The sequence below is a fragment of the Allobosea sp. genome, from assembly GCF_017308075.1.
Classification (GTDB): domain Bacteria; phylum Pseudomonadota; class Alphaproteobacteria; order Rhizobiales; family Beijerinckiaceae; genus Allobosea.
Map to the genome: position 1 here is coordinate 22502 of NZ_JAFKFX010000033.1, position 25973 is coordinate 48474.

Consider the following 25973-nt stretch of genomic DNA (forward strand, 5'->3'; position numbering starts at 1 on the left):
CCGCATCTGCTAATCGCAAAGTTTGCGACAAGCAGGAAGTTGCACTCAGTCCCCAATCAGAGCCAGTCCGCACCGCATGTCGCGCAAGCTCCTGCACCGGCTCGCGAATACCGTCCATTTTTTGGACGGTATTCTCTTGCTTCCTTTTCCAGGCTTCGCCGAAATCACGCCGCCGCCCTCCGGCTCGCGGTCTGTTCCTGTCCGGCGATCCATGCCAGCAGCGTGGTCTTCCTGGCCAAGATGGTCTCGCCCATCCGGAAGACTGGCAAAGCGTTCTGAGCTGCCGCGTGATAGATGGCCCGCCGTGTCAGCCCCATGAACCGCGCGATTTCATCCGCGCCCTTCAAGACGTCAGAAGCCAGATTGTCGTTGTCCGCCAGCACTTTATCCCCTCCGAAAATTCCCCGAACTTTTTCCTTGACAGGATTGTTAGGGGTGGTTACTGTTTGACATAGAGTCGAATCTGCGATACATGTGTTTCGCAACCAAAATGTAGACCACAGAATTTTCCAAAAGTCAAGAGTGTTCCGCGTGTTCCCCCGTTAATGCGGCAACGTGCCGCACCGTGTTGCGCGGAAACCGAAGGTCGGCAATCGTGCCATATGGCTACGATTCGAAAGCGCACCCTCCCCTCTGGCAAAGCCGTTTGGCAAGCGGACTACAAGGACGGCGGCGGGAAGCGCCGCCACCGCCAGTTCGCCAAGAAGTCCGACGCTGACGCGTTCCTAACTACAGCCCGTGGTGAAGTCGCCAAAGGGGTCCACGTCGCCGCCAGCGCCTCCGTAACCGTCGATGCGGCAGCGGAGGCATGGCTAGGGCACGCCGAGAAGATCGGACGCGAGCGGGCAACTGTGCGTCGCTATCGGGACTCGTACGAGAAGTACGTCAAACCCCGGCTGGGCGGCACGAAGCTATCGGCTGTGACCGCGCCGATGGTGCAGCGCCTAATCGACGATCTTACCGGCACGATGGCCCTGTCCTCGCTTAAGAAGGTTAAGGGCGCGGTCGTCTCATTGTTCAAGCACGCCGTTACACGCGGGCAGGCGGCTATCAATCCGGCACGCGATGTCATCCTGCCCGATAACAAGCGCACCGTGTCCCGCCCCGAGTACCCGACCAAGGCCGAGCTTCGCGCGATACTGGAGCACGCCATCCCCCGATGGCGCCCACTCTTCAGGCTGGCCACCGTGACAGGAATGCGAGCGTCGGAATTGCGGGGTCTGCTGTGGACAGATGTCGATCTTGAAGCTGGCGTTATCCACGTACGCAGGCGGGTCGATATGTTCAATCAGTTCGGGCCACCGAAGTCCAAGACCGGCACACGCGACATTCCGATCTCGCCGGCGACCGCCGAAATGCTGACCGCTTGGCAGGCCGAATGCCCGAAGTCCGATCTCGGGCTCGTCTTCCCCACGCTGGAAGGCGCCGTAACAAGCCACGCCAACATCCAGCACAGGGCATTCTGGCCGGCTCAGATCCGGGCCGGGGTGTCGGTTGACACCGGGGAGAAGGACAAACGCGGCAAGCCGATCATGGACGCCAAGTACAGCCTACATGCGCTGCGACACGCGGCTGCGGCACTGTTCATCGAGCAGGGTTTCGCGCCCAAGCGAGTGCAGGCGTTAATGGGGCACGCCAGTCTCCAGATGACCTACGACACGTACGGATATTTGTTTCCGAACGACGATGACGACCGGGCCAAGCTCGCGACTATGGAGTCCGCGCTGCTCGGCTAATTCCGCGCAATGCAACAAGCTCCACGCAACACGAATGCAACGTACATCCAAATTCATGAATTAAATCATATACTTAATGCGGTTTTGTAAACCGAAGGTCGGGAGTTCGATCCTCTCCGCCGGCACCATTCTTCCCGCATCCCTGCCGAGCGATACTGCGGGCCTGGCCTGGGCTTTCCCGGCTTGGGCCGGCTTTCGGCAGCATTTCGCCCCGGGAATGTCGACAGAACCGCAGGCCTCCGCGCCGCCGCGGAATCCCTGCGTGAGCATCCCGATCCCACGCCGCCGCGAGCGGCTGGCGAGGCGCTTCCGCACCTTCGTTTCAAGCCCTCGGCGCGCGCCCTCCGTATAGGATTTGCGGCGAAGCCATCTTTTCGCCTTGCGCCAAATCTAGATGCAGCGCCGAGACGGTTCGGCCAGACCAGGATTTGGTGGCCTGAGCTTCCATTCCCCCTTGTAGAGTAGAGCATGCGTCGCGTTGTTTTGGCTGCACTCGTTGCGGCATCCGTACCCGTTTACGCCCAGGCGAATACCCCCACCGACAAGATCTCGTTTCAGCCCCAGGTCAAAGGCTTATCCTGTCTCAAGCCTGAGACACTGGCCATGATCAAGGAGCTGGTCGACAAGATCGGTCCGATCCAGATCACCTCCACCTGCGGCGGCCGCCATGCAAGGCGCTCTCAGCACTATCGCGGCAATGCCATCGACTTCCGGCCGCTGGCGACCTCGACCCGCAAGGCGGTCGCTGCGACCAAGGCCCTCGCCAGCACCGGCGGCGTCGGCTCCTATCCGAACGGGCTGATCCACGCCGATGTCGGGGATCGCGAAATCTCCTGGTATGGCCACAAGCGCGCCAAGCGCCAGGTCGCCTACGTCGCCCGCCGCTAGATCATCCCGAGCGAAACGGGCACCGGTTCGCGCGAGGAAAATCCGATAGCATGAAAGATCAAGGCGTTTCCGCGCTTCGGCGAAACGCGGAAATGCCTTGGCCTGCCCTGATCGTTCGCGCTGGTCGCGGCGTTCCATCACGGTTGCGCGCCCGCCTTTCCGGAATGGCGTGCGCACCCCGCCCCTGCCCGCAGAAATTCGCAGGAAACGTACTCTGTCGTATAGCTCTCCGCCCGAATCGCGCCGGAGAGCGTTCCATGCCGAAGCTTTGCAAGTTCACCTCGCCGATCGACGGCAAGCCGGTCTATGTCAATCCCGCTCAGGTCAGCGTCGTCTACACCCACAGGGGCGCACCGCCCGACACCATCATCGGTTTCGGCAAGGACTTCATGCTCGGCGTCAAGGAAAGCCTCGACGAGGCCGTGACCATGCTCGACACGGCGATGAGCGAGGACGGACGGAAAGGCTAGCCTCCCCCCGATCCGACGGTCGCCATGGTCCGAAAGCGGCGTGAGGCCGAGCCATCGCTTGGCGGACCGGACAGACGGCCATAGATTCCTGCGGAGCCGGCCTGGAATTTGCGTGGCCGGCGGCGTGCTGAACGGAGCGCCCCGAAACGATGACCTCTGTCGAGCGGCGCGAGAAGCTCCTGGCTCTCGCAGAGCAATGCGAAACCACCGGTCGCCCCGACCGCAATCTCGACGCCGAGATCTACGAGGCGCTGGGCTACACCGTGCGTCGCAAGCCGACGCTGCTGGCTGGGCCACGCACGCCACCGGGCGGCATCTACCAGCAGGGCGCACTCTGGAAGGCGATCGGCAAGATCAGCGCCGAGATCGACGTCGCCGTCGGCGTGCTCCGGCAGAAGGCGCCCGACTGGAACTGGAGCCTGCATTCCATCGTCGCCGAGGAACAGTCCTTCGAGGCGCTGGTCGCCGGCTCGAGCGGCCATGGCGCGCTCGCCTCGCTCGCCCTCTGCGCCGCCCTGCTCAAAGCCTTCGCGGCGCGCGGCGGCAAGATCACGGAAAGTTGACCCTGCGCCAACCGGCGGCGGTTGAAGCCGTCGCTCCGCCCGCTAGTTTGCTGCTCAGGCTGAGCCCAGCCCAGGACACGTTTCCGGATGGCGGGCAGCGTCACCGGGGAGGCGTGCCCTCACTCACCGGTGGAGCCCGATCATGACCTGTTTGGACCTTTCGCGCCGCACCCTGATGGCGGGTGCCGGCGCGCTCGCGGCAGCTTCTACCCTCGACCTGCCTTTCGGTATCGCCCCGGCCCATGCGCAAGGAGCCCCCGTGAACCAGAATCCTGGCTTCTATCGCTACAAGGTCGGCGACATCACCGTCACCGCCATCAATGACGGCTTCGCCAGGCGCCCGCTCGAAGGCTTCGTCCGCAATGCCGAGCTCGCCGACGTCAGGAAGGCGATGGAGCAGGCCTATCTGCCGAACGACGCGCTCTCGATCTCCTTCACCACCCTCGCCATCCAGGCCGGCGGCAAGCTTGCCCTGATCGACACCGGCAATGGCGATTCCGGTGCACCGACATCCGGCGCCTGGATGAAGAATTTCCGCGCCGCCGGCTTCGATCCGAAGGACGTCTCCTCGGTGGTGTTCAGCCATTTCCATGGCGACCACATCAACGGCTTCCGGCTCAAGGACGGCACGGCCGTCTTCCCCAATGCCGAAGTGATGGTGCCAGCCGCCGAATGGGCCTTCTGGATGGACGACGCCAAGGCGAGCGCCGCTCCGGACGCGATGAAAGGCGCCTTCGCCGGCGTACGCCGCGTCTTCGGCCCGGTCGCCAAGGATGTGAAGCAGTTCGAGGCCGGCAAGGAGATCCTGCCCGGCATCACCGCGGTCGCCGCCCCCGGCCACACGCCCGGCCACACGGTCTTCGCCGTCGCCTCCGGCACCGGCAAGCTGATGATCATGTCGGACACCACCAACCATCCGGCCCTGTTCGTCCGCAATCCCGACTGGTCGGCGGTTTTCGACATGGACGGCCCGCAGGCGGCCGCCACCCGCCGCAAGCTGCTCGACATGGTCTCGGCCGAGAAGATGCAGGTCGCCTTCTATCACGCCCCGTTCCCGGCCACCGGCCACATCGCCAAGGATGGCAACGGCTTCGAGCTGGTGCCGGTACAGTGGAGCAGCGCGATCTGAAATCGGCGCAATGACGATCCTCCGGCCGGGGCCAACGCCCCGGCCTTTTCTTTTGGCGCCATGGCTCGCGATCCGCCGCCGGACCATGCTATGGCGGGGTTCGACTGGCGGCTGGGAGGATGGCGCTAGGTATGGCACGGATTTTCGCGCAGCGCATGCGCTCTCCTGAAGTGTTTCCGCGATGACCGAACGCCGCGGCACCATCGCCTTCGTCGCCAGCGAGACGCCCGAGGCCCAGGCTGCGCGCTCTAAGCTGGTCGAGCGCTATGGCGACGCCGATCCCGATGTGGCGGATATCGTCGTCGCCCTCGGCGGCGATGGGCTGATGCTGCAGACGCTGCATCGTTTCATGGGGACCGCCAAGCCGATCTACGGCATGAATCGCGGCTCGGTCGGCTTCCTGATGAACGAATTCAAGGAACGCGGCCTGCGCAAGCGGCTCGAAGCGGCGCAGCGCAGCGTCGTACACCCGCTGGTGATGACCGCGATCGACCGCGACGGCCACAAGGTCGAGGCCCGCGCCATCAACGAGGTCTCGCTGCTGCGCCGCTCCTATCAGGCGGCGAAACTGCGCCTCTCCGTCGATGGTCAGGTCCGGCTGGAGGAACTCGTCGCCGACGGCGTGCTCCTGGCGACGCCGGCTGGCTCGACCGCCTATAATCTCTCGGCCAATGGCCCGATCCTGCCGCTCGATGCGCCGCTCCTGGCCCTGACGCCGCTCTCGCCCTTCCGGCCGCGACGCTGGCGCGGCGCGCTCCTGCCCGACCAGGCGCAGGTGACGATCGAGGTGCTGGAGGCGCAGAAGCGGCCGGTCAGCGCCGTCGCCGATCATATCCAGATCGAGAACGTCATCTCGGTCGCGATCGCGATCGACCGCAGCGTCGACCTCGTCATGCTGCACGATCCCGGCCATAGCCTGGACGAGCGCATCTTGCGGGAACAGTTCGGGTATTGAGGTTTCCCGTCATTCCCGGGCGAAGCGCAGCGCAGACCCGGGAATCTCCGTAAAGACAGGCGCCGACTGGAGCTTCCTCCGGCCTGAGATGCTCGGGCCAAGCCCGGGCATGACGCGCTCCAGGCTACGCGACCTCGCGCAGATCGCCGAGTTCGAGCTCGACCAGGAATTGCGGATCGGCCTCGACCAGCAGCGCCAGAGCCGCATCGTCGGCGAGCGAATCGGCGAGCCCCCTCGCCTCCTCGCGAGCGGCCTCCGCGTCGAGACGGCGCAGCAGCGCCATCAGCGCATGCGTCTCGGCACCTTCCAGGCCGTCGCAGGCGATCAGCACCTCGGCGAGCAGCGTCCGGTTGATGCCGCTCGCGCCGGAGGCGGCAGCGTAGCCGCCGCGCTTCAGCGCCGCCACGACCGCAGCGAAAGCCGGCAGTAGCACGGCCGGCATCGCGGCCCGGCGATAGAGCGCCTTCAGCCCCGAGCCGTTCCTGTCCCAGAGCAGCGCCCGCACGCGCCCCAGCGGCAGCTCGGAAAGCGTCGCGAACGCGGCTTCCGCCAGTGCGGGCTCGCCGCTCAGCAGCGAGCGCAGGATCACGCCCGGCGTCAGCCGTCCGGTCTCGCGCAGGCATTCGACGATCGCCGGCGCGTCGCTCTCCTCGCCGCCGGCGGCGAGCGCCACGGCGACGCGCTCGGTCGCCTCGCGCGCAAGCCGCGCGCTGCGTTCCTCGGTCAGCCAGCCGCAACCGGCCACGAAGGCGGCCAGTGCATCCGACACCTTGGCGGCGATGGCCTGGCGCAGGCCCGTCGGCAGATCGAGCCGTGCCAGCAGGGCCTCGCGCACCGCTCCGGATTCGCCCTCGCGCTCGAAAATGCGCTCGAGCGAAAATTCCGGAATCTCGGCCGTCGGATTGGCGAGCAGCGCGAGCAGCGCCTCCTCGACACCGACCTCGGCCAGAGCAGCCGCGACCCCCAGCGGCAGATGCGGCCGCTGGGCGATGGCGCGCTGAGCCAGCCCGTCGCCGATCGCCGCGGCATCGACGAGATCGGCCTCGCCGAGCACCGGCGACTGGGCCAGCAGCAAGGCGGCGATGTCGCTCTGCTCGGCGATCAATGCGAGCACGAGGGTGCGCGGCGCACCGCTCGCCCCGGCGAGTTCCTCGGCGAGCGCCCGCCGCACCAGCGGCGAAGGATCGTCGACCAGCGAGATCAGCGCCGTCTCGGCCTCGCGCCGGTCCTCGGGCGACATCGCCGAGCGCAGATAGGCACCGGCCAGCGCCGCAGCGCCGGCGGCGCGCGCCTCGGCCGGAGCGGTGCGGGCCCAGAGAAGGAAACGGCGTACGATCATCCGCGCCTGCCATGCGTCATGAAGGTGCTCAGATCGAGCGGGCCGCGGCGAGCCGGAGATGACCGCACTGCCTTGTCCGCCACCGTCGCGACGGCCGGCTGGCTGTCGGCGGCGAGTTCGCGGGGCCGCGCCGGCGGCAATGGCGCGCGCATCGCGACAGGCGCCTGGGTGGCGGCCTGGGTTTCGCCCGCAGCCGCCGCGTTCGCGACAGCCTCGCCCTCCGCCGCGGCGCCGCGGCGCGGGAAATAGCGCGTGGCGGGGTCGGCATCGGCTGCACGCGAGGCACCGCCGCTGCGCGGCGTCGTCCAGAGATCGGCGACGGCGCGCGAAACCGGCGTGCGCGGCCCCTCGGTCGAGAACAATCCGATCAACCCCTTGGCGCGCCCCGGCGCCAGCGCGGCGGCGATCGGCACCACCGCCGGCTCGGACGCATAGGCCGTCGCGCTCGTCCCATTGGGGCGGGCCTGCGCCAGCATCGCGCCGCTCGACGCCGCGACCTGGGTGTTGGCATGGCTGGCCGCGAGCACGCCATAGACCTCCTGGACGCTGCGCGCCCGGCCGCTCTTGTCGAAGAAGATCGCCCTGTTGGCCGCGGCGGCTTCCGGAAACTGGCTGGCAGCCGAGCGGCCGGGATCGCTGCTCGCGGTCCGGATCAGGTCGCTGGCGCCGCGCGCACCCAGCACATGGGCGATGTAGAGCTCGCCGGCATGCGGCTGGCGACCGAGTGCCGCGCCGAGCTGCTCGCCATTCTTCTGGGTCAGGGCGCCGGCCATCACGGCCGCGACCTGCGGATCGTTGCGCAATTGCAGGATTTTTTCGCGCATGGCCGGATCGGAGACAGTCAGGCGGCCATTCTCGCTTTCGCTGATCGCGCCGGCATAATTGGCCATGCCCTGCTTCGGGCCTTCCTGGCGCATGATCGAGAGCCAGGTCTGCTCGATGAACTGGAACAGCCCGGTCGCGCTCGAAGCGCGCGCCTTGGCATCGGGCTCGAGCGAGGATTCACGTTGCGCCGTCTTCAGCAGATAGTCGAAACCGGCACCGGTCCGGTCGGCGCCCTGCTTGATGGCGCTGACGACCGGATTGACGGGCGTTGTCTCGCGGGTGCTCGGCGTGCTGAAAAGGAACATGAAAACCACTCGGGCTGCAGCCGCTCCGATCGGGCGGAAGCACCTGAGAAGACTGGACCGATTATGGTAAGCGAACCGTTAAAGCGCCTGCCGTGAGCCGGCTTGCGGACGCAGAAAAAGGCCTGGAGCATGCTGCGAAAGAGGGGCGACGGCTTTTCACGCCAAGCATGCTCTAAATCATGAGAATCGATCACGTTATCTGCAGTTTGACGTTTCCGTCCGAATGCAGCGCGATCTTGGGAGCAGGATGATGACGGAACCGAAACGACATAAGCGCGGCGGGCTCTATTTCGAGGACTTCACGGTCGGCGCCTCGATCGAGCACGGCCTGACCCGCACGGTCACGCAGATGGACAACATGTTGTTCTCCAACATGACCCTGAACCCGCAACCCCTTCATATCGATGCGCATTTCTGCGCGACCGAGACCGAATGGGGCAAGCCGCTGATGAACTCGCTGTTCACGCTCGGCCTGATGATCGGCATCTCCGTCAACGACACCACCGTCGGCACCACGATCGGCAATCTCGGCATGACCGACGTGACCTTCCCCGCCCCGCTCTTCGAGGGCGACACCATCAACTGCGTCACCGAGATCGTCGCCAAGCGCGAGTCGAAATCGCGGCCCGACGCCGGCATCGTCGAGTTCCACCATCGCGCCTTCAAGCAGGACGGCACGCTGGTGGCCCAGTGCCGTCGCCAGGCCTTCATGAAGAAGCGGCCGGCAGAAGGGGGACAGGCCTGATGCGCTCGCTCCTGTTCGTTCCCGGCGACAGCCCGAAGAAGCTGCAGAAGGGCCTGGAGAGCGGCGCCGACGCGCTGATCCTCGATCTCGAGGATTCGGTCGCGCTCGACGCCAAGCCGCAGGCGCGCGAACTCACCCGCGACTTTCTCAAGGAAACCGGCGCGCTGGCGCGCCGCCCGCGCCTGATCGTGCGCGTCAACGCGCTCTCGACCGGGCTGACCGAGGCCGATCTCGACGCGATCATGCCCGGCGCGCCGGACGCGATCATGCTGCCCAAGGCCGAAGGCGGCCCGGACCTCACCCATCTCGCCGCCCAGATCGCGGTGCGCGAGGCCGAATGCGACCTCGCCGACGGGGCGACCCGGATCATCGCCATCGCCACCGAGACCGGCAAGGGCATCTTCGCGCTCGGCAGCTATGCCGGCGCCAGCCACCGGCTCGAAGCCCTGACCTGGGGCGCCGAGGACCTCTCGGCGGATCTCGGCGCCGAGACCAACCGGCTGGAGGATGGCAGCTATGCCGACCCCTACCGGATGGCGCGCTCGCTCACCCTGTTCGCCGCCGCCGCCGCCCAGGTCGACGCCATCGACAGCGTCTTCACCGCCTTCCGCGACAGCGAGGGCCTGCGGTCCGAATGCCTCGCCGGCCGGCGCGACGGCTTCACCGGCAAGATGGCGATCCATCCGGCCCAGGTCGCCGTCATCAACGAGGTCTTCTCGCCCTCGCCCGAGGCGCTGGCGCGGGCCGAGGTGATCATCGCCCTGTTCGACGCCAATCCCGGCCTCGGCGTCATCGGCCTCGACGGCGAGATGCTCGACCGCCCCCATCTGATGCGCGCCCGCCGCCTCAAGGCGCGCGCCGACAAGCTGGGCTGACCCGAAGCGGGGGCAACCCTCCGGCTCGGCGGAGGCGGCGCAGGTCGCGACCGCGCCGCCTTCCGCCCGGAGCCGGAATCCGCCGAAGATCACGAAGCTGATCGCGGCCAGCAGGCCGGCGCTAATGCCGCCATAGAGCATCACCCAGCCGAAGCCGCGGACCAGCGCCGCATGCACCCCGGTGCCGGACGAATCATGCAGCGCCAGGACCGGATAGCTCTGCGGCAGCGCGCCGAGATTTCCGGCGGCGACCGAGGTCGCCAGCGCCTGCAGCTGCGAAGCATCGAGCACGCCGGAGAGCCCGGCAGGCAGCGACCGGCGGATGCCCTCGACCAGGATCAGCCCCATCACCGGAATGTTGATCGCGAGCGCAATCAGCCGGGCGCTGATGTCGATGCCGGACGCCATCCCCGCGCGATTGCTCGGCACGGCGCCGGTCGTGGTGTTGGTCACCGCCGTATTGGTCAGGCCGAGCCCGATCCCGGCGAGCAGCGCGCCTGGCAGCACCGTTGACCAGCCGGGCTCGGCGACGGCGCTGCCCAGCCACATGGCGATGAACCCGGCGCCCATGGCGAGCATGCCGAGCGGAACCACCAGCTGCGGGCCATGGCGGCGCAGCAGATGGTCCGAGATCGCCGGCATCATCATGAAGGGCACGGTGTAGGCCAGCAGCAGCAGGCCGGTCGCCTCGGCGCTAAGACCGAGCCCGCTCTGGAAGTAGATCGGCAGGTAGATGATGAAGGGCCAGTAGCTGAAATTCATCGCGGCGCAACCAATGATCGCGCCGCTGAAACGACGGATCCGGAACACCGAGAAATCGAACATCGGCTGCGGCGCACGCTTCTCCACGAACAGGAAGGCGGTGACGCTGGTCAGGGCCAGACCGGCGATTCCGAGCGACAAAGGCAGGCCGAGTTCGGCGCCCTGCGTGATGACGAAGGCAAGTCCGAAAACCGCGAGGGTCAGCGTGACGATGCCGGCAAGGTCGAGCTGCTTCGCCTGCGGATCGCGCGATTCGCGGATGCCGATCGCTGCCGGCACCAGCGCCAGCACGGTTAGCGGCACATGGACCAGGAACACCCATTGCCAGCCGGCCAGCGTCGCGATCATGCCACCGACCACCGGACCGAAGCCCAAGCCGACGCCGCTGACGACGCCCCAGAGGGTGAAGGCCCTGCCGCGCTCGCGCCCGTCCGGGAACTGATGCGAGATGATCGCGATGGCGCAGGTCAGCATCGCGCCGCCCGCCATGCCCTGCAGGAACCGGCCGGCGATCAGCACCGGCGCGCTCTGCGCCAGCCCGCAGATCAGCGAGGTCACCCCGAAGGCGGCGGTGGTCGCCATGAAGACGCGCTTGCGGCCATAGCGGTCAGCGAACGTACCGGTCGCCATCAGCACCGCCGTACAGGCGATGGTGTAGGCGTTCATGATCCATTGCAGCGCCCGGAAATCGGCAGGCAGCGTCGATTCCAGGATCGGCAGGATCACCGGAATGCTGGAGATCTCGAGGCCGAACATCAGGGATGCCAGGCAGATTCCGGCCAGTGCCGCCCTGTCACGCGCGTTCGAAGAGCTGGTCATCGCAAGCACCTTTCGCGATCCGCCACAGCGGCGGGATCGATGGAGGCACTCGTCTAGGGACAGCTACAACATGACGGAAATGATTTAATTTCTCGCACTTCAGTGCGTACGCTAATAAATCTCGATCATGGATTTCGCCCCCGAGCTTTTGCGCGCCCTCGTCGCGGTCGAGGAGGCCGGCGGCTTCACCCGCGCCGCCGAGCGCCTGCACCTGACGCAATCGGCGGTCAGCCATCAGATTCGCCGGCTGGAGGAGCAGGTCGGCCGCCCGCTCTTCACCCGCACCACGCGCAAGCTGGCTCTGACCGAGGATGGCGAGGATTTCCTGCGCCATGCCAGGCAGATCCTGCAGGCCCATGCGGCCTTGGCGCAGCGCTTCCGGATCTCGGCGCTTGCGGGCTCGATCCGCTTCGGCGTGCCGGAGAACTTCCTCGGCGACGAGCTGCCGCAATTGCTGTGCCGCTTCGCCCGCGCCTTCCCGGCCGTGCGTCTCGAAGCGTCGGTCAGCGTCTGCCAGGATTTCAGCTCCAGGATCGAGAATGGCGAGCTCGACCTTGCGGTGGCGATGCGCCGGGCCGGCGAGAGCGGCGGAACGGTGCTGCGGCGGCAGCGCTTCGTTTGGGCCGCCTCCGATGACTTCGCCGTCCCGCCGGGCGCCTCGCTGCCGCTCGCGCTCTCGAATCCGCCCTGCCTGTGCCGCACGATCGCGATCGAGTCCCTCGCCGATACCGGCGTCGAATGGCACACTGGCTTCACCTCGGCCAATCTGCACGGCTTGCGGGCGGCGATGCTGGCCGGGCTCGGCGCCTCGATCATCGCGCATGACGAGCTCGAGCCCGGCATGAGGGTGCTCGGGCCCGCCTATGGCCTGCCGCCCTTGCCGGACCTGGAATTCGCGCTGATCTGGTCGCCCGGCGGCAAGACGCCCTGCGCGCGCGAGCTCGGGCGGCTGATCATCGAAGCCACGCAAGACCCCGGTGGCGCGGTACCGCGCCGGTTGCGTCAGCCCGCCGCACGGGCTGGCACGAGAGATTAAGCGAAGCCGCCAACCGATTCTGACGATTCAGGCTTTGGCGATTGCAGCCCGGCCTTGCGGGCGGCGCCTCGCCCACAAGGCCGGCCGTCACAGCGTCCTGATCTGGCGGCAGCTGCGTTGTCCCGAGGACAGGCAATCCTGCGCCTTGCGGCTCTCGTTGAGCTCGCGCAGCAGCCAGAAGCCGAGGCCGAGCAGGGCCAGTACCGCGACGATGGCGAGCAGGTTGACGGTCATCTGCCAGTCCGGGTCCTGCTCGTCATCGGGCGGCGGCATCCGCGTCTAGCCGCCGGGCGGACGCGCGATCGAGAACAGCTCGGTCACCTCGGCATAGTCGGCATAGCCGCAGCGCGCGATCGGGTTGGCGCCGGCGGTGTCGAAGCGGCCATCGCGAATATAGGCCTCGTCGATGAAGACGCCGACGACCTGGCCGAGCACCATCCAGCGCGGCACCTCCTGCCCGTCGAGATCGCGCAATTGCTGCACCGAGAGCAGCTTGCATTCGAGCGCGGCGGGGCTCGCCGCCACGCGCGGCGGCTTGACGAAGCGCGACGGCGCCATTGCGAGCCCGGCATGGGCATATTCGCTCTCCCCGCGCGGCAGCGGCGCCGAGGTCAGGTTCATCTGCTCGGCGAGCGCCCGGGTGACGAGGCTGCAGGTGAACTCGCCGGTCTCCTCGATGAAGGCGACCGCGTCCTTCCGGTTCTCTGAGGCGAACATCACGATGTTGGGCCGCGAGGAGATCGCATTGAAGAAGCTGTAGGGCGAGAGATTGACCTCGCCCTTGGCGCTCACCGCGCTGATCCAGCCGATCGGCCGCGGCGCCACGATCGCCTTGAACGGATCATGCTTGAGGTCGTGCGGCGCGCCGCTGCTCGAATAGATCACCGCGCTCACTGCCCGTAATGGCTGACGATGGCGGCGAGGTCCGGCCGCTCGCGATCGGCCGGCTTGGTGTCGGCGGTGCCGAGATGCACGAAGCCGGCGATGCGCTCGTCGGCGGCGAGGCCGAAGGCATCCAGAACGTCGCGGTCAAAGGCGAACCAGTTGGTCAGCCAGGAGCCGGAAAAGCCCATCGCCTCGGCGGCGACGAGCAGATTGAAGCAGACGGCGCCGGCCGAGAGCTCCTGCTCCCAGAGCGGGATCTTCTCATGCTGGCGGGCGCGCGACACCACGGCGATGACGACCGGCGCATGGGCGAGACGCTTGGCCTCGAACGCGACCTTGTCCTCCGGCGCATCGGGATTGCGCTTGCGGAACACCTCGCCGACCAGCGCCGCGGCCTTGGCCTTGGCCGCGCCCGAGAAGACGATGAAGCGCCAGGGCACGAGCTTGCCATGGTCGGGCACCCGCGCCGCGATGGTCAGGAGTTCGGAAAGCTGGCGCTCATCCGGGCCGGGCGCGGCCAGAAATTGCGGCGGAACCGAGCGGCGGAGCTTGAGCAGGGCGAGCGTGTCGGTCATGAACGATCCAGGCAGGAGAGGATGGCAGGGCGAACGCCGCTGGCGGCCGCTCCTGAGTTAAGGTTTTGCCATGATGAGGACAAGCGAGCCTGCTCCTACTCCGGCGCAAGGATGATGACGGCACGGCGCATGTTTCAAACCGAAGAGTTCAAGCTTGGCGGCGAGCGGGCTGCCCGCCGTTGCGCAGCCATCCTCCTGGCGGCTCTCGTCGCCATGCCCGCCCTGGCGCAGGCGCAATCCCCTGCGCCGCCGGCCGCCGGCCCCGCCCCGGCCACGAACAGCTTCCTCGGCACGCGCACCGGCCAGGCGACGCTGGCGCTCGGCGCGCAATTCTCCGCCGATCGCAAGCCGATCCGCTCCGGCCTGGTCTGGCGCGTTCTCGTCGAGACCGCGGACGGAACGCCGCCGCGCATCGTCGCCCGCTCGAACGATGCCGAGCCGGTGTTCCAGCTCGAGCCCGGCGTCTATCTGCTGCACGCCGCCTATGGCTTCGCCAGCGGCACGCGGCGCGTCACGCTCGGCCCGCAGGGGCTGAGCGACAAGATCAGCATCAGCGCCGGAGCCCTCTCGCTGGCCGGCTCGATCGGCGAGACGCCGATCCCTCCGGCGCAGCTCACCTTCTCGGTTTTCGTGCCGCTGCAAGGCAATTCGGAAGGCCGCCTCGTCGTCGCCAACGCCAAGGCCGGCGAATTGATCCGGCTGCCCGAGGGCACCTACCACATCGTCTCGACCTATGGTGACTCGAACGCCATCCAGCGCGCCGATGTCCGCGTCGAAGCCGGCAAGGTGACGCAGGCGACCCTTCACCACCGGGCGGCGATGGTGACGCTCAAGCTCGTCGCCGGCCCCGGCGGCGAAGCCTTCGCCGGAACCGCCTTCAGCGTGCTCACCCCCGGCGGCGACATCATCCGCGAGGCGATCGGTGCCTTCCCCCAGGTCATCCTCGCCGAAGGCGACTATGTCCTGATCGCCCGGCAGGAGGGGCAGGTCTTCTCGCGCGACTTCAAGGTCGAGGCCGGCCGCGACCGCGACATCGAGGTGATCGCCCGCTGATCCGGGCGCTTCACGGCCTCAATTGGTCGGCTTGCCGTCGGATCGCGTCCCGGTCAGCGCCGCCGCGATCCCGTCGGCGAGGCGCACGGCGAGACAGCGATAGCCGGCATCGACGAGATGCAGGTCGCCATCCATGCCGACCAGCTCCTCCGCGGTGAACTGCTTGCTGCGCGACCAGCTCCGCATCATGCCGTAGCGCGGAAACACCGAGACATTGTTCTCGGCGGCCGTCTTGGCGAGCACGGCCCGGTAATCGTCATATTTCGGATAGCGACCCTCGCGCGGCAGCCATTGCAGGTCCATCAGCACGAGATCGATGCCGGCGCCCTGTACCTGGCGGATGCCCTTCTTCAGGATCTTCGCCAGCTTCTCCTCGCCGATATCGCGGATCGCGTCGTTCACCGCCGTCTGCCAGATCAGCAGCGAGGGCTTTTCGGCGATGACGTCGCTCTCCATGCGCAGCAGCATGTCATAGGCGGACTGGCCGCCGACGCCCTTGTTGATCACCCTGATCTCGCGCCCCGGCAGGCGCCGGCGCAACTCGGCCTCGAGCACGGCCGGGTAACTGCTATTAGCCTCGCTCGCGCCGGAACCCGCTGTGGTCGAGGATCCCAAGGCGACGATGACGAGCTGATTGGTCTCGGTCAGGGCGCGCTTCGCGGCAGGCAGAACCGGCACGAAGGGGTGCTGGCTGGCGCCGGCCCGGCAGCGCACGTCATTGGCGGGGGCAAACGGCTTCGGCGCCGCGAGCACCGGCGCGCACGCCAATGCGAAGGCGACGGCGATCAGGCCGCGACAGGCTGCTCGCGAGGGGCGCCGGCGGCGCGAGCCGTAAGCGTCTTGTACCACGACAGAAACATTCCTAGCCCGGCCAGGATCGTAATCCCTGCGAAGTTGACAAGCAATTGCACCCACAGGGCAAAAGAGGTCTCGGCCAGGATGATCTGTCCGGCGATGGCGAGCACGATGCCAGCGCAGAAGACCTCCAGGGAATGGCGCCCGATCACGGCCAGCCCGCCGCCGATCCGGCTGCGCAGGATCGGCGAGCCCGGGCGCAGATAGCGCAGCACGAGCCAGACCAGGGCCAAGAGATGGACGAGCCGAACCGGCGCCAGATTGGTCTTGTCGATGCCGATCTGCAATCCGTCGACCCATTCGCCGAGCATCGGCACGCCGGCGAGGAAGTTGCCGGAGGCAAGCTTCACCGAAGCGGCGAAAACCAGCACGCTAAGCGCCAACAGATCGATCAGGGCGAGCCGCGGCAGCCTCGCGCCGACCAGCGCCAGCCGGCCGAGAACGACACCGAGGACGAAGGTCACCTGCCAGGCGAAGGGATTGAAGAACCAGCCGGCCTCACCGGGATGGTTCGGCAGGTTCCAGCCGAGATGTATGGCGACCTGCCAGAGCGCGAGCGAAGCCAGCAGCGTCGGCAAGGGGCTGGTGCGCGCCGCGACATAGATCAGCGGAAACAGCGCCAGCAGCACGATATAGAGCGGCAGGATGTCGAGATAATAGGGCTGGTAAGTCAGTCCGAGCGCGTTGATCACCGCAGCCGGCGTGTCGCTGAAGAAGGGCTGGATGTTGATCGCTTCCATGTAGAGCGAGTTCTGCGTGCGCACGATCGCAGTGGCGATGATGCCGCAGACCAGCACGAACAGCGCGAGATGGGCGATGTAGAGCGTCCAGATCCGGGCGCCGACCTTGAGCGCGCCGACGAGCATGCCGCGCTGGTCGATCAGCCGGCCATAGGCGAAGGCGGCCGAGACGCCGGCTAGCAGCACGAAGATGTCGGCGGCGTCGGAGAAACCGTAATTATGCGGCATCCAGGCCGAGACGACATTGCCCGGCATGTGGTTGACGAAAATGATCAGCAGGATCAGGCCGCGAATGGCGTCGATGCGCAGATCGCGCCCGGGCAAGGCCGCTTCACGCGGCCCCTTCCCGAACAGCATCAGGCGCCAGAAACCGCTCACGTCACACCGCTCCGTCAAAAGGCTGAATCGGAAGGCCGCCAGCCTCTCGTTCATCTGACGTTCATCTTAACATTGTGTCACCGACAAGGCTCCGCCGGCGGCGTTCACGACACTGTGCTCATAGGGATGAACGCGGCAGGCGCCGGTGCGTTCCAGCCCCGCCTCGGAGGCTGTTTGGGGCCTTCTGCTGCCCTCATCCTGAGGACTGCGACTGCCCGCTCTTCCGGAGCCCGTTCAGATCAGCTTGGTCCGACCTGATCGGACAAGGCCCTAGTATGGCGGCTCCGCATGGACGAGCTTGCCGTCGATCAGCAGGCGCTTGATCGCGGCCTGGCCGGAGGCCGCGACGGCCGCGACGATCTCGATCCGCTTGCGCTCGGTCCGCTCGATCGCCTTGCCCGTGCCCTGCGGCACGAAATAGCTCTCCAGCCCATAGGCGACCCGGATGGCACGAGTGCCGAGTTTGCAGTCCGGTTCGCCATCGGCGCCGGTCAGGCAGCTACTGGTCGAGGTGACGCGGCCTTCGATCACGCTCTCGCCGGGAGCCGCCGCCGGCTTGCTGAGATAGATGCCCTTGGCCTCGGCGAAACCGTCGGCACCCGGCGCGAGGCGGACATAGACCGTCTGATTGCGCTTCAGCGCCTTCTCGCCGTCGAGCGCTGCCGGATCGAGCGTGCTGATCTTGTAGCTCAGGATGACATAGTCGCCGCGGAACAGGTCGCGCGGATCGACCGGAGCCGTCGCCAGCCGGACCTCGGTGCCCGAACGCAGGATGCGGGCGCGGGATTCGACCAGCAGCAGGATCAGCCCGCCGAGGATCAGGATCGCGGCGAGCGCCCGCCAGAGCACCGGCAGGCGGCCGACGAGTTGGTCTGCGGCCGGAAGGCGGATCACGGCGAGGCCTCCATCGGCTTGGCGAATTTCGCCAGCAACCGCCTGGCGCCGCTGGCGAGCCCGATCAGGATCGCGCCGGCCGCAAGGAAGAACAGCGACTGGTCGAGCAATGTGCCGATCGTCTGCCAGAGCAGGATCAGGACGGCGATGGCGAACAGGGCGGAGCCGGCGATGGTCAGGCGGCGCACGCCCCCGCCCGCGCCGGCGAGGACGAGTGCGATCGCGATCACCAGGACGAGCGTCGCGATCGCGATCTTGCCGACCAATGCGACGACACCGCCGCTCCAGAATACCACCGGCACCATCAGCGAAAGCAGCAGCGCCAACGCCAGCGGCCAGACGAAGCGGCGCTCGCGCCCGAGCAAGGCCAGCCCGGTCAGCGCCGGGACGGCCAGCGCATAGGCGAAATAGTTGAGCGACATCGCGGTGCCGGGCCGCGCCTGATGCATGTCGAGGATGCGGCCGAGCTCCAGATTGAGGATCAGCACCAGGCTGATCAGCCCCCAGGGCAGGCAGGCGGTCAAAAGCTCCGGCCCAGCCCGGTCGAGCGCGAAGGCGCCGAGCACGACGAACAGCACGGAGAGCGCCAGACCATAGGCGAGAAGCCCGTAGTCGAAATGCATGAAGATGGTCTGGCCGGGCAGCGTGACGAACCAGAGCAGCGCCGCGAGCACGGCGATATGGTGGACGAGCCGGTTCCGCCTGCTCCAGGCCAGCCACAAGGCCGGCAGGAAGGCGAGCCAGAAGCCGTAGCCGATCTGGCCGTTGCTTTCGTCCCAGCGCCCGCCAGCCCAGGCGCAGATCGCGACCAGGGCGATGACCAGCGCGCCGTTGGAGCGCAGCAGGAAGGCGGCGACGAGCGCGCCGACGGCGATCAGCAGGGCACCGCCCGGCCAGTCGGTCGGCAGATGATACATCTGCCCGACCAGCGCGACGCCGGCGGCGAAGATCAGCGTGCCGCAGGTCGCGGCGGCATCGGCGCCGCCGGTCGAGCCGCGGCTCTCCAGCCGGGCTGCGACGGCAAACGAGCCGGCGAGGCCGAGAAGGATCAGGCCGAGCTTCAGCAGCCGTGGCATCTCCTCCCAGTTCGCCGCGACGAAGGCGGAGACGCTGGCGGCGATCAGCAGGCCGCCGAACAGGCCGAGCAGGGCCGGAAGCCGGAAACCGCCCTCCTGTGCCAGCGAGCGGCGGATGGTGGTCGCGCTCTCGAGGCTGACAAGCCCCTCGCCCACCCAGCGGTTGAGATCGGCGTCGAGCCGCTTGCGATAGGAACCTGTCAACATCGCCGGCCATTTGGCATGGTCAGAGGTGGTTTGGCGAGGGCTGAGCAATTGCTCTCGCGCACGGCCGATCTGCGTCGCACCCGGAGCCCGAACAGGAACGCCGGAGCGGCATGATTCCGGAGCGAAATTCGCTCTGGCGGAAACGTCATTCCGGAGCAGCGCCGCTTCGCTCCAGCCGGAATGACGCTTAAAGGCGATCGCCTGACGGAAGGCGGCCTCGTCAGCCCGCCCGCGCCTTCTTCACCCTTGCGAGGTCCGGCGGCATCGCCTCCTCGCTCAGCGCTGCGATCACGGCCTCGAGGCTCATCACCGTCTGGGCCTGGCTGCCGAGACGACGCACGGTCACCGTCTTCTCCTCGGCCTCGCGCTTCCCGACGGCGAGGATGACCGGGACCTTGGCCAACGAGTGCTCGCGCACCTTGTAGCTGATCTTCTCGTTGCGCAGATCGGCGCGGGCGCGCAGGCCGGCCGAGAGCAGCGCCATGGTGACTTCCTCACCATAGGCGTCCGCCTCCGAGGTGATCGGCGCGACGACGATCTGCTCGGGCGCCAGCCAGAGCGGGAAATGCCCGGCATGATGCTCGATCAGGATGCCGGCGAAGCGCTCGAGCGAGCCGCAGATGGCGCGGTGCACCATCACCGGCTGCTTCTTCTCGCCGTCCGAGCCGATATAGAAGGCGCCGAAGCGTTCCGGCAGGTTGAAGTCGACCTGCGTCGTGCCGCACTGCCAGTCGCGGCCGATGGCGTCGCGCAGCACATATTCGAACTTCGGTCCGTAGAAGGCGCCCTCGCCCGGATTGATCTCGGTCTTGATCCGGTTGCCGGACTGCGCCGCGATCGTCTCCAGCACCTTGTTCATGACGTCCTCGGCGTGATCCCAGGATTCGTCCGAACCGACGCGCTTCTCCGGCCGCGTCGAGAGCTTGATGACGAGGTCGTCGGTGAAGCCGAAATCCTCGTAGACCGAGAGGATCAGCTCGTTGATCTTCAGGCACTCGGCCGCGAGCTGCTCCTCGGTGCAGAAGATATGCGCATCGTCCTGGGTGAAGCCGCGCACGCGCATCAGCCCATGCAGTGCGCCGGACGGCTCGTAGCGGTGGACATTGCCGAACTCGGCCAGCCGGATCGGCAGGTCGCGATAGCTCTTCAGCCCGTGCTTGAAGATTTGGACATGGCCCGGGCAGTTCATCGGCTTCAGGGCGAAGACCTTGTGGTCGCGCTCCTGGTCGGCCGGGTTCTCGAAGGCCGAGGCCGACTTCACCGCGAACATGTTGTCCTGGTACCAGCCCCAGTGGCCTGAGGTTTCCCAGAGCGACTTGTCGAGCACCTGCGGGGCGTTGACCTCCTCGTAGTCGGCGGCGAGGCGCCGGCGCATATAGGTCAGGATCTCCTGGAACAGGCGCCAGCCCTTGGAGTGCCAGAAGACGACGCCCGGCCCCTCCTCCTGGAAGTGGAACAGGTCCATCTCGCGGCCGATGCGGCGATGGTCGCGCTTCTCCGCCTCCTCGATCTGCTTGAGATGGGCGTCGAGCTCCTCCTGCTTGGCGAAGGCCGTGCCGTAGAGCCGGGTCAGCATCGGGTTCTTGGAATCGCCGCGCCAATAGGCGCCGGCCACCTTCATCAGCTTGAAGGCGTTGCCGACCTTGCCGACCGAGGTCATGTGCGGGCCGCGGCAGAGGTCGATCCAGTCGCCCTGCGCATACATCTTCAGCGTCTGGTCTTCCGGGATGGCGTCGACCAACTCGACCTTGAAGGCCTCGCCCTTGTCACGGAAGAACTGCTTCGCCCGGTCGCGGCTCCATTCCTCCTTGGTGAAGGGTTTGTCGCGCGCGATGATCTCGCGCATCTTCTTCTCGATCGGCGCGAAATCCTCCGGCGTGAACGGCTCGTTGCGGAAGAAATCGTAGAAGAAGCCGTTCTCGATCACCGGGCCGATGGTGACCTGCGTGCCGGGATAGAGCTCCTGCACCGCCTCGGCGAGGACGTGGGCGCAATCATGCCGGATCAGCTCCAGCGCGCGCGGATCCTCGCGATTCAGGAACTCGATCCTGGCATCGGCGGCGATCGGGTCGGCGAGATCGACGATCGTGCCGTCGAGAACCATGGCGACGGTGCGCTTCAGCAGCGAGGGGGAAATGCCGCCCGCGATCTCCTTGCCGGTGATGCCGGAGGGGAATTCGCGCTTGGCGCCGTCGGGAAAAGTCAGGGAGATCGTCATCGATCGCGCTCCTGCTCACTCGGGGATACGAGCCCCGTAAGTCAAGGCCGGCTGCCTTTGAAGGGCGCGGCCGGCAGCCGGATCGGCGCGCGCCGGCGAGGCCTATACGAGCGGGAGGGCGCAGGCAATCGCGGAATGGAGTGGCGGAGCGCCTGCTCAAGGACAGTTGCCCCCGCAGCCCCCATCCTGAGGAGTGCTCGCAGAGCGGGTCTCGAAGGATGGCTCAGAAGGCGCCCGAGCTCTCTGGAACATCCTTGGAGACGCAGCCTATCGGCTGCTCCTCAGGATGAGGGCCTCAGGGCCATGTCAGGGCGCTCGCTGCGCCGCACACCCTCACTCCGGCTCGACCGGCGGCGCGTTGACCCCGCGCCAGCGGCCATAGGACCAGGGCTTGTACCAGGCGCTCCGGGGCGGCAGTTCCTCGCAGACGAGGTCGATGCCGGATGTACCGAGCGGCGTGCAGCGGCAGATCCGCGCGAAACCGACCCAGCCGCCGCGCCAGAGCCCATGGCGCTGGATCGCCTCGTCGGTATAGCTCGAGCAGCTCGGCCAGTGCCGGCAGCCCCGCCCGACCAGCATGGAAAAGCTGAGCTGATAGGCGCGGATCATGAGATGCGCACCCCGCCTCGGGGCCAGCGCGATCATGCGACGCCATGAAAGGCTTTTTTCAGCATGTTCAGGCAAGTATGACATGGCTTGATACCACCGGCTTCATCGTCGGCCGATTCTGCCCTCCGTAATAGTGGACATGATGCGCGCTCGCTCCTTCGCAAACACCCTCGCCCTCTCCGGGCTGATGCTTGCCCTGGCCGCGGCCGTACCGGCGCAAGCCCAGCAGCGACCCTATCTGATCTGGCTCGACGCCGCCAAAATCGACGTCGCCAAGGTGATCGGCCTGCCGCCCGGCCAGAACACCCCCGAAGCCAAGGCCGAGTTCGAGGAGGTCCAGGCGATCTCCGGCGCCCGCACGCCGGAGCGCGAGAAGGCCGCCATCGCCGACCAGTACCAGACACTCAACGCGTTTCTGAACGGCATCGACCACGCCTATGTCGAGAACACCCATCGCGAGGTGCGCCTCCTGATGCGCGAGGCGCAGATCGAGCTCAGCATCCTCCTGAAGAGCATCAACCGCCTGACCAACCGCACGCGGCCCTTCCTGATGTGGAGCAAGGTCCGCATCAAGCCCTGCCCGGGCGGGCGCCCGAGCGGCACCTCCTTCCCCTCGGCCCATGCCGCGACCGCGGCGCTTTATGCGACCCTGCTCTCGGAAGCGGTGCCGGAGCTCGCGGACAAGTTCGAGGAGCGGGTGAAATCCTATAATGAGAGCCGGCTCGTCTGCGGGTTCCATTTCCGCAGCGACCTCGAGGCCGGCGACAAGATCGGCCGCGTCGTCGGCAAGGCCCTTCTCGCCGACCCGACCTTCCGCGTCCGCTACAACGAGACGCTGCCGGAGATCCGCCTCGCCTTCGGGCTCAAATAAGCGGCTCAACCCGTCGCCGTCTCGCCCCGCTTCGCCTCGATCTGGCCGATCGCATCGACCACCGCGTCGAAGGTCAGCATGGTCGAGGCATGGCGGGCCTTGAACTCGCGCACCGGCACCAGCACGGCAAGGTCGCCCCATTTGCCGTCCGGCGGCTCGGCGTTCTCCTTCAGGATCGCCCTCGCCCGCTCGCGGATCTCGCGCAGCTCAGCCGCCGTCGAGCCGACGACATGCCGCGCCATGATCGAGGAGGAAGCCTGGCCGAGCGCGCAGGCGCGCACATCATGCCCGAAGCCGGTGACGATATCGCCGGCCATGGTGAGATCGACCGTCACGGTCGAGCCGCACAGGCGCGAATGCGCCGTCGCGGTCGCGTCCGGTTCCGGCAGCCGCTCGAGCAGCGGAATGTTTCCTGCCAGTTCCAGGATACGCTTGTTATAGACTTCGTTCAGCATCGGCCGCCCCGGCCGGGTCTGGAGTTGCCGGCTCTCGCACCCAATATAGAGTGCCGGCGCTCTCTCCGGGAGGGCGCCCGGCATTTTGGACGAGCAGGGCGAACTTGTCTGTCACGCTGGCCCGCACGAGCAGGCCGGCTAAACCGTAACGGGAGGCTCCACATGGACAATGTGGTTAAGTCCTTGTCCGTAGAGCGGGCGATCAGCCCCTCCGCAGACAAGTTCATCATCACCCAGCCGACGCAGGCTCAGGTCGAGGAAGCGGTCCGCACCCTGATTCTCTGGGCGGGCGACGATCCGTCGCGGGAGGGGCTTCTCGAGACTCCGGCCCGCGTCGCCAAGGCCTATCGCGAACTGTACAGGGGCTATGATCAGGACGCCGGCGAGATTCTCGACCGGGTCTTCGAGGAGGTCGACGGCTATCAGGACATGGTCCTGGTCCGCGACATCCCGTTCCATTCGCATTGCGAGCACCACATGGTGCCCTTCGTCGGCAAGGTCCATATCGGCTACTACCCGAATGGCGGCGTCGTCGGCCTGTCGAAGCTCGCCCGCGTCGTCGATGTCTTCGCAAGACGCCTGCAGACGCAGGAGACGATGACCGCCCAGATCGCCCATGCGATCGAGACGTCGCTGAAGCCCCATGGCGTCGCCGTCCTGGTCGAGGCCGAACATATGTGCATGTCGATGCGCGGCGTGCAGAAGCAGGGCTCCTCGACCCTGACGACGCAGTATACCGGCCGCTTCCGCGACGCCGCCGAACAGGTCCGCTTCTTCACAATGGTGAAATCGCCGGGGCTTTGACCACTCCGCCATTCCGGGCAAGCGCAGCGCAGTCCCGGAATCCATCGTAGAGTGCCGCGGCCCTGCGATGGCTTCCGGGTCGTCGCCGCGGAGCCTGTCCTTGGGCCGGCCAAAGGCAGGACCCGAAGGCGGCTTGTCCGGGATGACAACAAGAGCAGACGAACGGCACCGGCCCACCCAGGAAACTCAGCATGACCGCCTTCCCCACCCTTTCCGACAAGCGGGCGATCGAAGAGGGCGCCGTGCTCGCGCCGAAATTCGACCGCGACGGCCTCGTCACCTGCATCGCGACCGATGCGAAGACCGGCGAGTTGCTGATGGTCGCGCATATGAACGCGGAATCGCTGAAGCGCAGCATCGAGACCGGCGAGGCCTGGTACTGGTCGCGCTCGCGCGGCGAGCTCTGGCACAAGGGCGACACGTCGGGCCAGGTCCAGACCATCGTCGAGATGCGCGTCGACTGCGACCAGGACGCGCTCTGGATCAAGGTCGAGGTCGGCGGCGATGGCGGTTGCTGCCATACCCACCGGCGCAGCTGCTTCTACCGCTCGGTGCCGCTGCGCCATGAGGCCGGAGCGCCCCTGACCCTCGCCTGAGGCAGGGCATTGGCAATCCTTAAACCAAGCTTTCATATTTATTTCAAAAGCGACCGGTAACCGCCTCGCGCTCCAGGCGCATTCACCTGGCGCTCACCGGCCGGCGCGATTCTCTGGGTTCGCGGAGGACCGTGCCAATGAGACTGGATCAGATTGCCAGGCGCGCTTTCGGCTTGGGCGGCGGCGGAGCTGTGATGAACGATCTCACCATCCAAACCGGGGCCCGCTACGGCCGGCCGCGGGTCGGGTTGGCGCTCGGCGGCGGCGCCGCCCGCGGCTGGGCCCATATCGGCGTCCTCGAGGCCCTGGATGAGGCGGGCTACGCCCCCGACGTGATCGCCGGCACCTCGATCGGCGCGGTCGTCGGCGGCTGCTTCGCGGCCGGCAAGCTCGCGGAACTCACCGAATTCGCCCGCAGCCTGACCAAGCGGCGCGTCGTCGGGCTGATGGACTTCCATATCGGCGGCGCCGGGCTGATCGGCGGCGGCCGGCTGAAGCGGCTGCTGGAGCGCGATCTCGCCGGGCTACAGATCGCCGATCTCCCGCCGAAATTCGCCGCCATCGCGACCGAGCTCGGCACCGGCCACGAGATCTGGCTGACGCGCGGCTCGCTGGTCGATGCCCTGCGCGCCTCCTACGCGCTGCCCGGCGTGTTCGACCCGGTCAAGCTCGGCGGCCGCTGGCTGATGGACGGCGCCCTGGTCAATCCGGTCCCGGTCTCCGCAGCCCGGGCGCTCGGCGCCGATGTCGTGCTCTGCGTCAATCTGAACACCGACATGGCCGGGCGCGGCACCGTCATCCAGTCGCACGGTGCCGATCCCGACCCCGAGACCTTTGCCAGCGAGCCGGCGCCGGCGGTTTCCGGCTGGTTCGGCGGCGTGCGCGAGCGCGTGCGCGGCTTCACCGGCCGCAACAACGACCAGCCCGGTCTGGTCGGCGTGATGATCGACGCCTTCAACATCACCCAGGACCGGATCTCGCGCTCGCGTCTCGCCGGCGATCCGCCCGATGTGATGATCGGCCCGAAGCTCGGCCGTGTCGGCCTGTTCGATTTCCATCGTGCCGAAGAGGCGATCGCGCTCGGACGCCAGGCGACCGAGCGCGCGCTCGACGAGATCGCCGCCGTCATCGCCGCCAACCGGGTGCCGCTTTCCTGAGGCGGGCGCGGAGCCACGCCGTCATCCCGGACAAGCCACGAAGCGGAGCCGATCCCGGATCCATCGGAAGGCTCCGACGCTCTGCGATGGATCCCGGGACAAGCCCGGGATGACAGTGCAACGCGCGGAGAATTGAGCGCGCTATCGGGGCTC

Annotated in this window: 27 protein-coding genes and 1 pseudogene; 14 read left to right on the forward strand and 14 right to left on the reverse strand. The window is 67.2% G+C overall.

Going from position 1 to position 25973, the window contains the following annotated elements:
• Positions 1 to 164: 164 nt before the first annotated feature.
• Entirely contained in the window at positions 165 to 383 is a 219-nt protein-coding gene (locus J0J10_RS15765; protein ID WP_291647372.1) for a MerR family transcriptional regulator, read from the reverse strand.
• Positions 384 to 602: 219 nt separating this feature from the next.
• Here J0J10_RS15765 and J0J10_RS15770 point away from each other — a divergent pair, with 219 nt between their 5' ends.
• The 6 genes from J0J10_RS15770 (at position 603) to J0J10_RS15795 (ending at position 5741) form a co-directional block, all read left to right on the forward strand.
• Positions 603 to 1736 (forward strand): tyrosine-type recombinase/integrase, encoded by a 1134-nt coding sequence (locus tag J0J10_RS15770; protein WP_291647373.1) that lies wholly within the window; start codon positions 603 to 605, stop codon positions 1734 to 1736.
• Between the two features lie 603 nt (positions 1737 to 2339).
• Positions 2340 to 2624 carry a peptidoglycan L,D-endopeptidase MepK gene (locus J0J10_RS15775; RefSeq protein WP_291642148.1) on the forward strand — a complete coding sequence of 95 codons (285 nt, stop codon included), beginning with the start codon at positions 2340 to 2342 and terminating at the stop codon, positions 2622 to 2624.
• A gap of 257 nt (positions 2625 to 2881) precedes the next feature.
• Positions 2882 to 3094 carry a hypothetical protein gene (locus J0J10_RS15780; RefSeq protein ID WP_291647374.1) on the forward strand — a complete coding sequence of 71 codons (213 nt, stop codon included), beginning with the start codon at positions 2882 to 2884 and terminating at the stop codon, positions 3092 to 3094.
• A gap of 149 nt (positions 3095 to 3243) precedes the next feature.
• Complete coding sequence (locus J0J10_RS15785) at positions 3244 to 3657, forward strand: hypothetical protein (RefSeq protein ID WP_291642144.1); 414 nt, start codon at positions 3244 to 3246, stop codon at positions 3655 to 3657.
• 142 nt (positions 3658 to 3799) lie between these two features.
• Positions 3800 to 4786, forward strand: coding sequence for an MBL fold metallo-hydrolase (locus J0J10_RS15790; RefSeq protein ID WP_291647375.1), 987 nt, complete (start codon positions 3800 to 3802; stop codon positions 4784 to 4786).
• Between the two features lie 181 nt (positions 4787 to 4967).
• A complete protein-coding gene (locus J0J10_RS15795) occupies positions 4968 to 5741 on the forward strand; it encodes an NAD kinase (protein ID WP_291647376.1) in 774 nt (257 codons plus the stop codon).
• Between the two features lie 124 nt (positions 5742 to 5865).
• Here J0J10_RS15795 and J0J10_RS15800 read toward each other — a convergent pair whose 3' ends face one another.
• Positions 5866 to 7080: a DUF2336 domain-containing protein gene (locus J0J10_RS15800; protein ID WP_291647377.1), complete on the reverse strand. Its 1215-nt coding sequence runs from the start codon at positions 7078 to 7080 to the stop codon at positions 5866 to 5868.
• The gene (locus J0J10_RS15805) at positions 7077 to 8210 is read right to left on the reverse strand and encodes a lytic transglycosylase domain-containing protein (RefSeq protein WP_291647378.1); all 1134 of its coding nucleotides are present in this window, start codon (positions 8208 to 8210) and stop codon (positions 7077 to 7079) included. The genes J0J10_RS15800 and J0J10_RS15805 overlap by 4 nt, the downstream gene beginning before the upstream one ends.
• Before the next feature lie 250 nt (positions 8211 to 8460).
• Between J0J10_RS15805 and J0J10_RS15810 the strand changes: the two genes are divergently transcribed.
• Together J0J10_RS15810 and J0J10_RS15815 are read left to right on the forward strand one after the other, a co-directional pair.
• Positions 8461 to 8955 carry a MaoC family dehydratase gene (locus J0J10_RS15810; RefSeq protein WP_291642296.1) on the forward strand — a complete coding sequence of 165 codons (495 nt, stop codon included), beginning with the start codon at positions 8461 to 8463 and terminating at the stop codon, positions 8953 to 8955.
• Positions 8955 to 9830, forward strand: a complete 876-nt coding sequence (locus tag J0J10_RS15815) for an HpcH/HpaI aldolase/citrate lyase family protein (protein WP_291647379.1) — start codon at positions 8955 to 8957, stop codon at positions 9828 to 9830. The genes J0J10_RS15810 and J0J10_RS15815 overlap by 1 nt, the downstream gene beginning before the upstream one ends.
• A 57-nt stretch (positions 9831 to 9887) precedes the next feature.
• Here the strand turns inward: J0J10_RS15815 and J0J10_RS15820 are convergent.
• A pseudogene (locus J0J10_RS15820) lies at positions 9888 to 11411 on the reverse strand (MFS transporter); the annotation flags it as partial.
• 127 nt (positions 11412 to 11538) lie between these two features.
• On the opposite strand from J0J10_RS15820, the gene J0J10_RS15825 reads away from it, so the two are divergent.
• A complete protein-coding gene (locus J0J10_RS15825) occupies positions 11539 to 12447 on the forward strand; it encodes a LysR family transcriptional regulator (RefSeq protein ID WP_291647380.1) in 909 nt (302 codons plus the stop codon).
• Between the two features lie 87 nt (positions 12448 to 12534).
• On the opposite strand, the gene J0J10_RS15830 is transcribed toward J0J10_RS15825, so the two are convergent.
• Genes J0J10_RS15830 through J0J10_RS15840 form a run of 3 tightly spaced genes read right to left on the reverse strand, consistent with a single transcriptional unit; the run spans position 12535 to position 13907 of the window.
• The gene (locus tag J0J10_RS15830; RefSeq protein WP_291642288.1) at positions 12535 to 12720 is read right to left on the reverse strand and encodes a hypothetical protein; all 186 of its coding nucleotides are present in this window, start codon (positions 12718 to 12720) and stop codon (positions 12535 to 12537) included.
• A gap of 6 nt (positions 12721 to 12726) precedes the next feature.
• Positions 12727 to 13329: a flavin reductase family protein gene (locus J0J10_RS15835; protein WP_291647507.1), complete on the reverse strand. Its 603-nt coding sequence runs from the start codon at positions 13327 to 13329 to the stop codon at positions 12727 to 12729.
• An 8-nt stretch (positions 13330 to 13337) separates the two neighbouring features.
• Complete coding sequence (locus J0J10_RS15840) at positions 13338 to 13907, reverse strand: nitroreductase family protein (RefSeq protein WP_291647381.1); 570 nt, start codon at positions 13905 to 13907, stop codon at positions 13338 to 13340.
• Positions 13908 to 14036: 129 nt separating this feature from the next.
• Between J0J10_RS15840 and J0J10_RS15845 the strand changes: the two genes are divergently transcribed.
• On the forward strand, positions 14037 to 14960 hold the full coding sequence (locus tag J0J10_RS15845; RefSeq protein WP_291647382.1) for a hypothetical protein: 924 nt from the start codon (positions 14037 to 14039) through the stop codon (positions 14958 to 14960).
• 18 nt (positions 14961 to 14978) lie between these two features.
• Here J0J10_RS15845 and J0J10_RS15850 read toward each other — a convergent pair whose 3' ends face one another.
• The 6 genes from J0J10_RS15850 to yidD form a co-directional block, all read right to left on the reverse strand.
• Positions 14979 to 15809 (reverse strand): SGNH/GDSL hydrolase family protein, encoded by an 831-nt coding sequence (locus J0J10_RS15850; RefSeq protein ID WP_291642280.1) that lies wholly within the window; start codon positions 15807 to 15809, stop codon positions 14979 to 14981.
• Entirely contained in the window at positions 15746 to 16933 is a 1188-nt protein-coding gene (locus J0J10_RS15855; protein WP_291647383.1) for an OpgC family protein, read from the reverse strand. The genes J0J10_RS15850 and J0J10_RS15855 overlap by 64 nt, the downstream gene beginning before the upstream one ends.
• Positions 16934 to 17203: 270 nt before the next feature.
• On the reverse strand, positions 17204 to 17827 hold the full coding sequence (locus J0J10_RS15860; RefSeq protein ID WP_291642277.1) for a GDYXXLXY domain-containing protein: 624 nt from the start codon (positions 17825 to 17827) through the stop codon (positions 17204 to 17206).
• Complete coding sequence (locus J0J10_RS15865) at positions 17824 to 19110, reverse strand: DUF2157 domain-containing protein (RefSeq protein WP_291647384.1); 1287 nt, start codon at positions 19108 to 19110, stop codon at positions 17824 to 17826. The genes J0J10_RS15860 and J0J10_RS15865 overlap by 4 nt, the downstream gene beginning before the upstream one ends.
• Before the next feature lie 220 nt (positions 19111 to 19330).
• Positions 19331 to 21328, reverse strand: a complete 1998-nt coding sequence (gene thrS / locus J0J10_RS15870) for a threonine--tRNA ligase (RefSeq protein WP_291647385.1) — start codon at positions 21326 to 21328, stop codon at positions 19331 to 19333.
• A gap of 333 nt (positions 21329 to 21661) precedes the next feature.
• On the reverse strand, positions 21662 to 21973 hold the full coding sequence (yidD, locus tag J0J10_RS15875; RefSeq protein WP_291647386.1) for a membrane protein insertion efficiency factor YidD: 312 nt from the start codon (positions 21971 to 21973) through the stop codon (positions 21662 to 21664).
• Positions 21974 to 22079: 106 nt separating this feature from the next.
• Here yidD and J0J10_RS15880 point away from each other — a divergent pair, with 106 nt between their 5' ends.
• Positions 22080 to 22808 carry a phosphatase PAP2 family protein gene (locus J0J10_RS15880; RefSeq protein ID WP_291647387.1) on the forward strand — a complete coding sequence of 243 codons (729 nt, stop codon included), beginning with the start codon at positions 22080 to 22082 and terminating at the stop codon, positions 22806 to 22808.
• A gap of 5 nt (positions 22809 to 22813) precedes the next feature.
• Here J0J10_RS15880 and J0J10_RS15885 read toward each other — a convergent pair whose 3' ends face one another.
• Positions 22814 to 23263, reverse strand: coding sequence for an iron-sulfur cluster assembly scaffold protein (locus J0J10_RS15885; RefSeq protein ID WP_291633088.1), 450 nt, complete (start codon positions 23261 to 23263; stop codon positions 22814 to 22816).
• A 162-nt stretch (positions 23264 to 23425) separates the two neighbouring features.
• Between J0J10_RS15885 and folE the strand changes: the two genes are divergently transcribed.
• From folE to J0J10_RS15900, 3 genes are all read left to right on the forward strand, one after another.
• On the forward strand, positions 23426 to 24067 hold the full coding sequence (gene folE / locus J0J10_RS15890; protein WP_291633086.1) for a GTP cyclohydrolase I FolE: 642 nt from the start codon (positions 23426 to 23428) through the stop codon (positions 24065 to 24067).
• A gap of 191 nt (positions 24068 to 24258) precedes the next feature.
• Complete coding sequence (hisI, locus tag J0J10_RS15895) at positions 24259 to 24663, forward strand: phosphoribosyl-AMP cyclohydrolase (RefSeq protein WP_291633083.1); 405 nt, start codon at positions 24259 to 24261, stop codon at positions 24661 to 24663.
• A 194-nt stretch (positions 24664 to 24857) separates the two neighbouring features.
• A complete protein-coding gene (locus J0J10_RS15900) occupies positions 24858 to 25820 on the forward strand; it encodes a patatin-like phospholipase family protein (RefSeq protein WP_291647388.1) in 963 nt (320 codons plus the stop codon).
• Positions 25821 to 25973 lie beyond the last annotated feature (153 nt).

Coding starts and splice junctions, on each gene's coding strand:
- hisI (WP_291633083.1), top strand. CDS start 24,259: ATGACCGCCTTCCCCACCCTTTCCGACAAGCGGGCGATCGAAGAGGGC.
- J0J10_RS15880 (WP_291647387.1), top strand. CDS start 22,080: ATGCGCGCTCGCTCCTTCGCAAACACCCTCGCCCTCTCCGGGCTGATG.
- J0J10_RS15770 (WP_291647373.1), top strand. CDS start 603: ATGGCTACGATTCGAAAGCGCACCCTCCCCTCTGGCAAAGCCGTTTGG.
- J0J10_RS15865 (WP_291647384.1), bottom strand. CDS start 19,110: ATGTTGACAGGTTCCTATCGCAAGCGGCTCGACGCCGATCTCAACCGC.
- J0J10_RS15840 (WP_291647381.1), bottom strand. CDS start 13,907: ATGACCGACACGCTCGCCCTGCTCAAGCTCCGCCGCTCGGTTCCGCCG.
- J0J10_RS15845 (WP_291647382.1), top strand. CDS start 14,037: ATGTTTCAAACCGAAGAGTTCAAGCTTGGCGGCGAGCGGGCTGCCCGC.
- J0J10_RS15780 (WP_291647374.1), top strand. CDS start 2,882: ATGCCGAAGCTTTGCAAGTTCACCTCGCCGATCGACGGCAAGCCGGTC.
- J0J10_RS15790 (WP_291647375.1), top strand. CDS start 3,800: ATGACCTGTTTGGACCTTTCGCGCCGCACCCTGATGGCGGGTGCCGGC.
- J0J10_RS15800 (WP_291647377.1), bottom strand. CDS start 7,080: ATGATCGTACGCCGTTTCCTTCTCTGGGCCCGCACCGCTCCGGCCGAG.
- J0J10_RS15775 (WP_291642148.1), top strand. CDS start 2,340: ATGATCAAGGAGCTGGTCGACAAGATCGGTCCGATCCAGATCACCTCC.
- folE (WP_291633086.1), top strand. CDS start 23,426: ATGGACAATGTGGTTAAGTCCTTGTCCGTAGAGCGGGCGATCAGCCCC.
- J0J10_RS15785 (WP_291642144.1), top strand. CDS start 3,244: ATGACCTCTGTCGAGCGGCGCGAGAAGCTCCTGGCTCTCGCAGAGCAA.
- J0J10_RS15805 (WP_291647378.1), bottom strand. CDS start 8,210: ATGTTCCTTTTCAGCACGCCGAGCACCCGCGAGACAACGCCCGTCAAT.
- J0J10_RS15825 (WP_291647380.1), top strand. CDS start 11,539: ATGGATTTCGCCCCCGAGCTTTTGCGCGCCCTCGTCGCGGTCGAGGAG.
- thrS (WP_291647385.1), bottom strand. CDS start 21,328: ATGACGATCTCCCTGACTTTTCCCGACGGCGCCAAGCGCGAATTCCCC.
- J0J10_RS15810 (WP_291642296.1), top strand. CDS start 8,461: ATGACGGAACCGAAACGACATAAGCGCGGCGGGCTCTATTTCGAGGAC.
- J0J10_RS15795 (WP_291647376.1), top strand. CDS start 4,968: ATGACCGAACGCCGCGGCACCATCGCCTTCGTCGCCAGCGAGACGCCC.
- J0J10_RS15900 (WP_291647388.1), top strand. CDS start 24,858: ATGAACGATCTCACCATCCAAACCGGGGCCCGCTACGGCCGGCCGCGG.
- J0J10_RS15830 (WP_291642288.1), bottom strand. CDS start 12,720: ATGCCGCCGCCCGATGACGAGCAGGACCCGGACTGGCAGATGACCGTC.
- J0J10_RS15815 (WP_291647379.1), top strand. CDS start 8,955: ATGCGCTCGCTCCTGTTCGTTCCCGGCGACAGCCCGAAGAAGCTGCAG.
- yidD (WP_291647386.1), bottom strand. CDS start 21,973: ATGATCGCGCTGGCCCCGAGGCGGGGTGCGCATCTCATGATCCGCGCC.
- J0J10_RS15885 (WP_291633088.1), bottom strand. CDS start 23,263: ATGCTGAACGAAGTCTATAACAAGCGTATCCTGGAACTGGCAGGAAAC.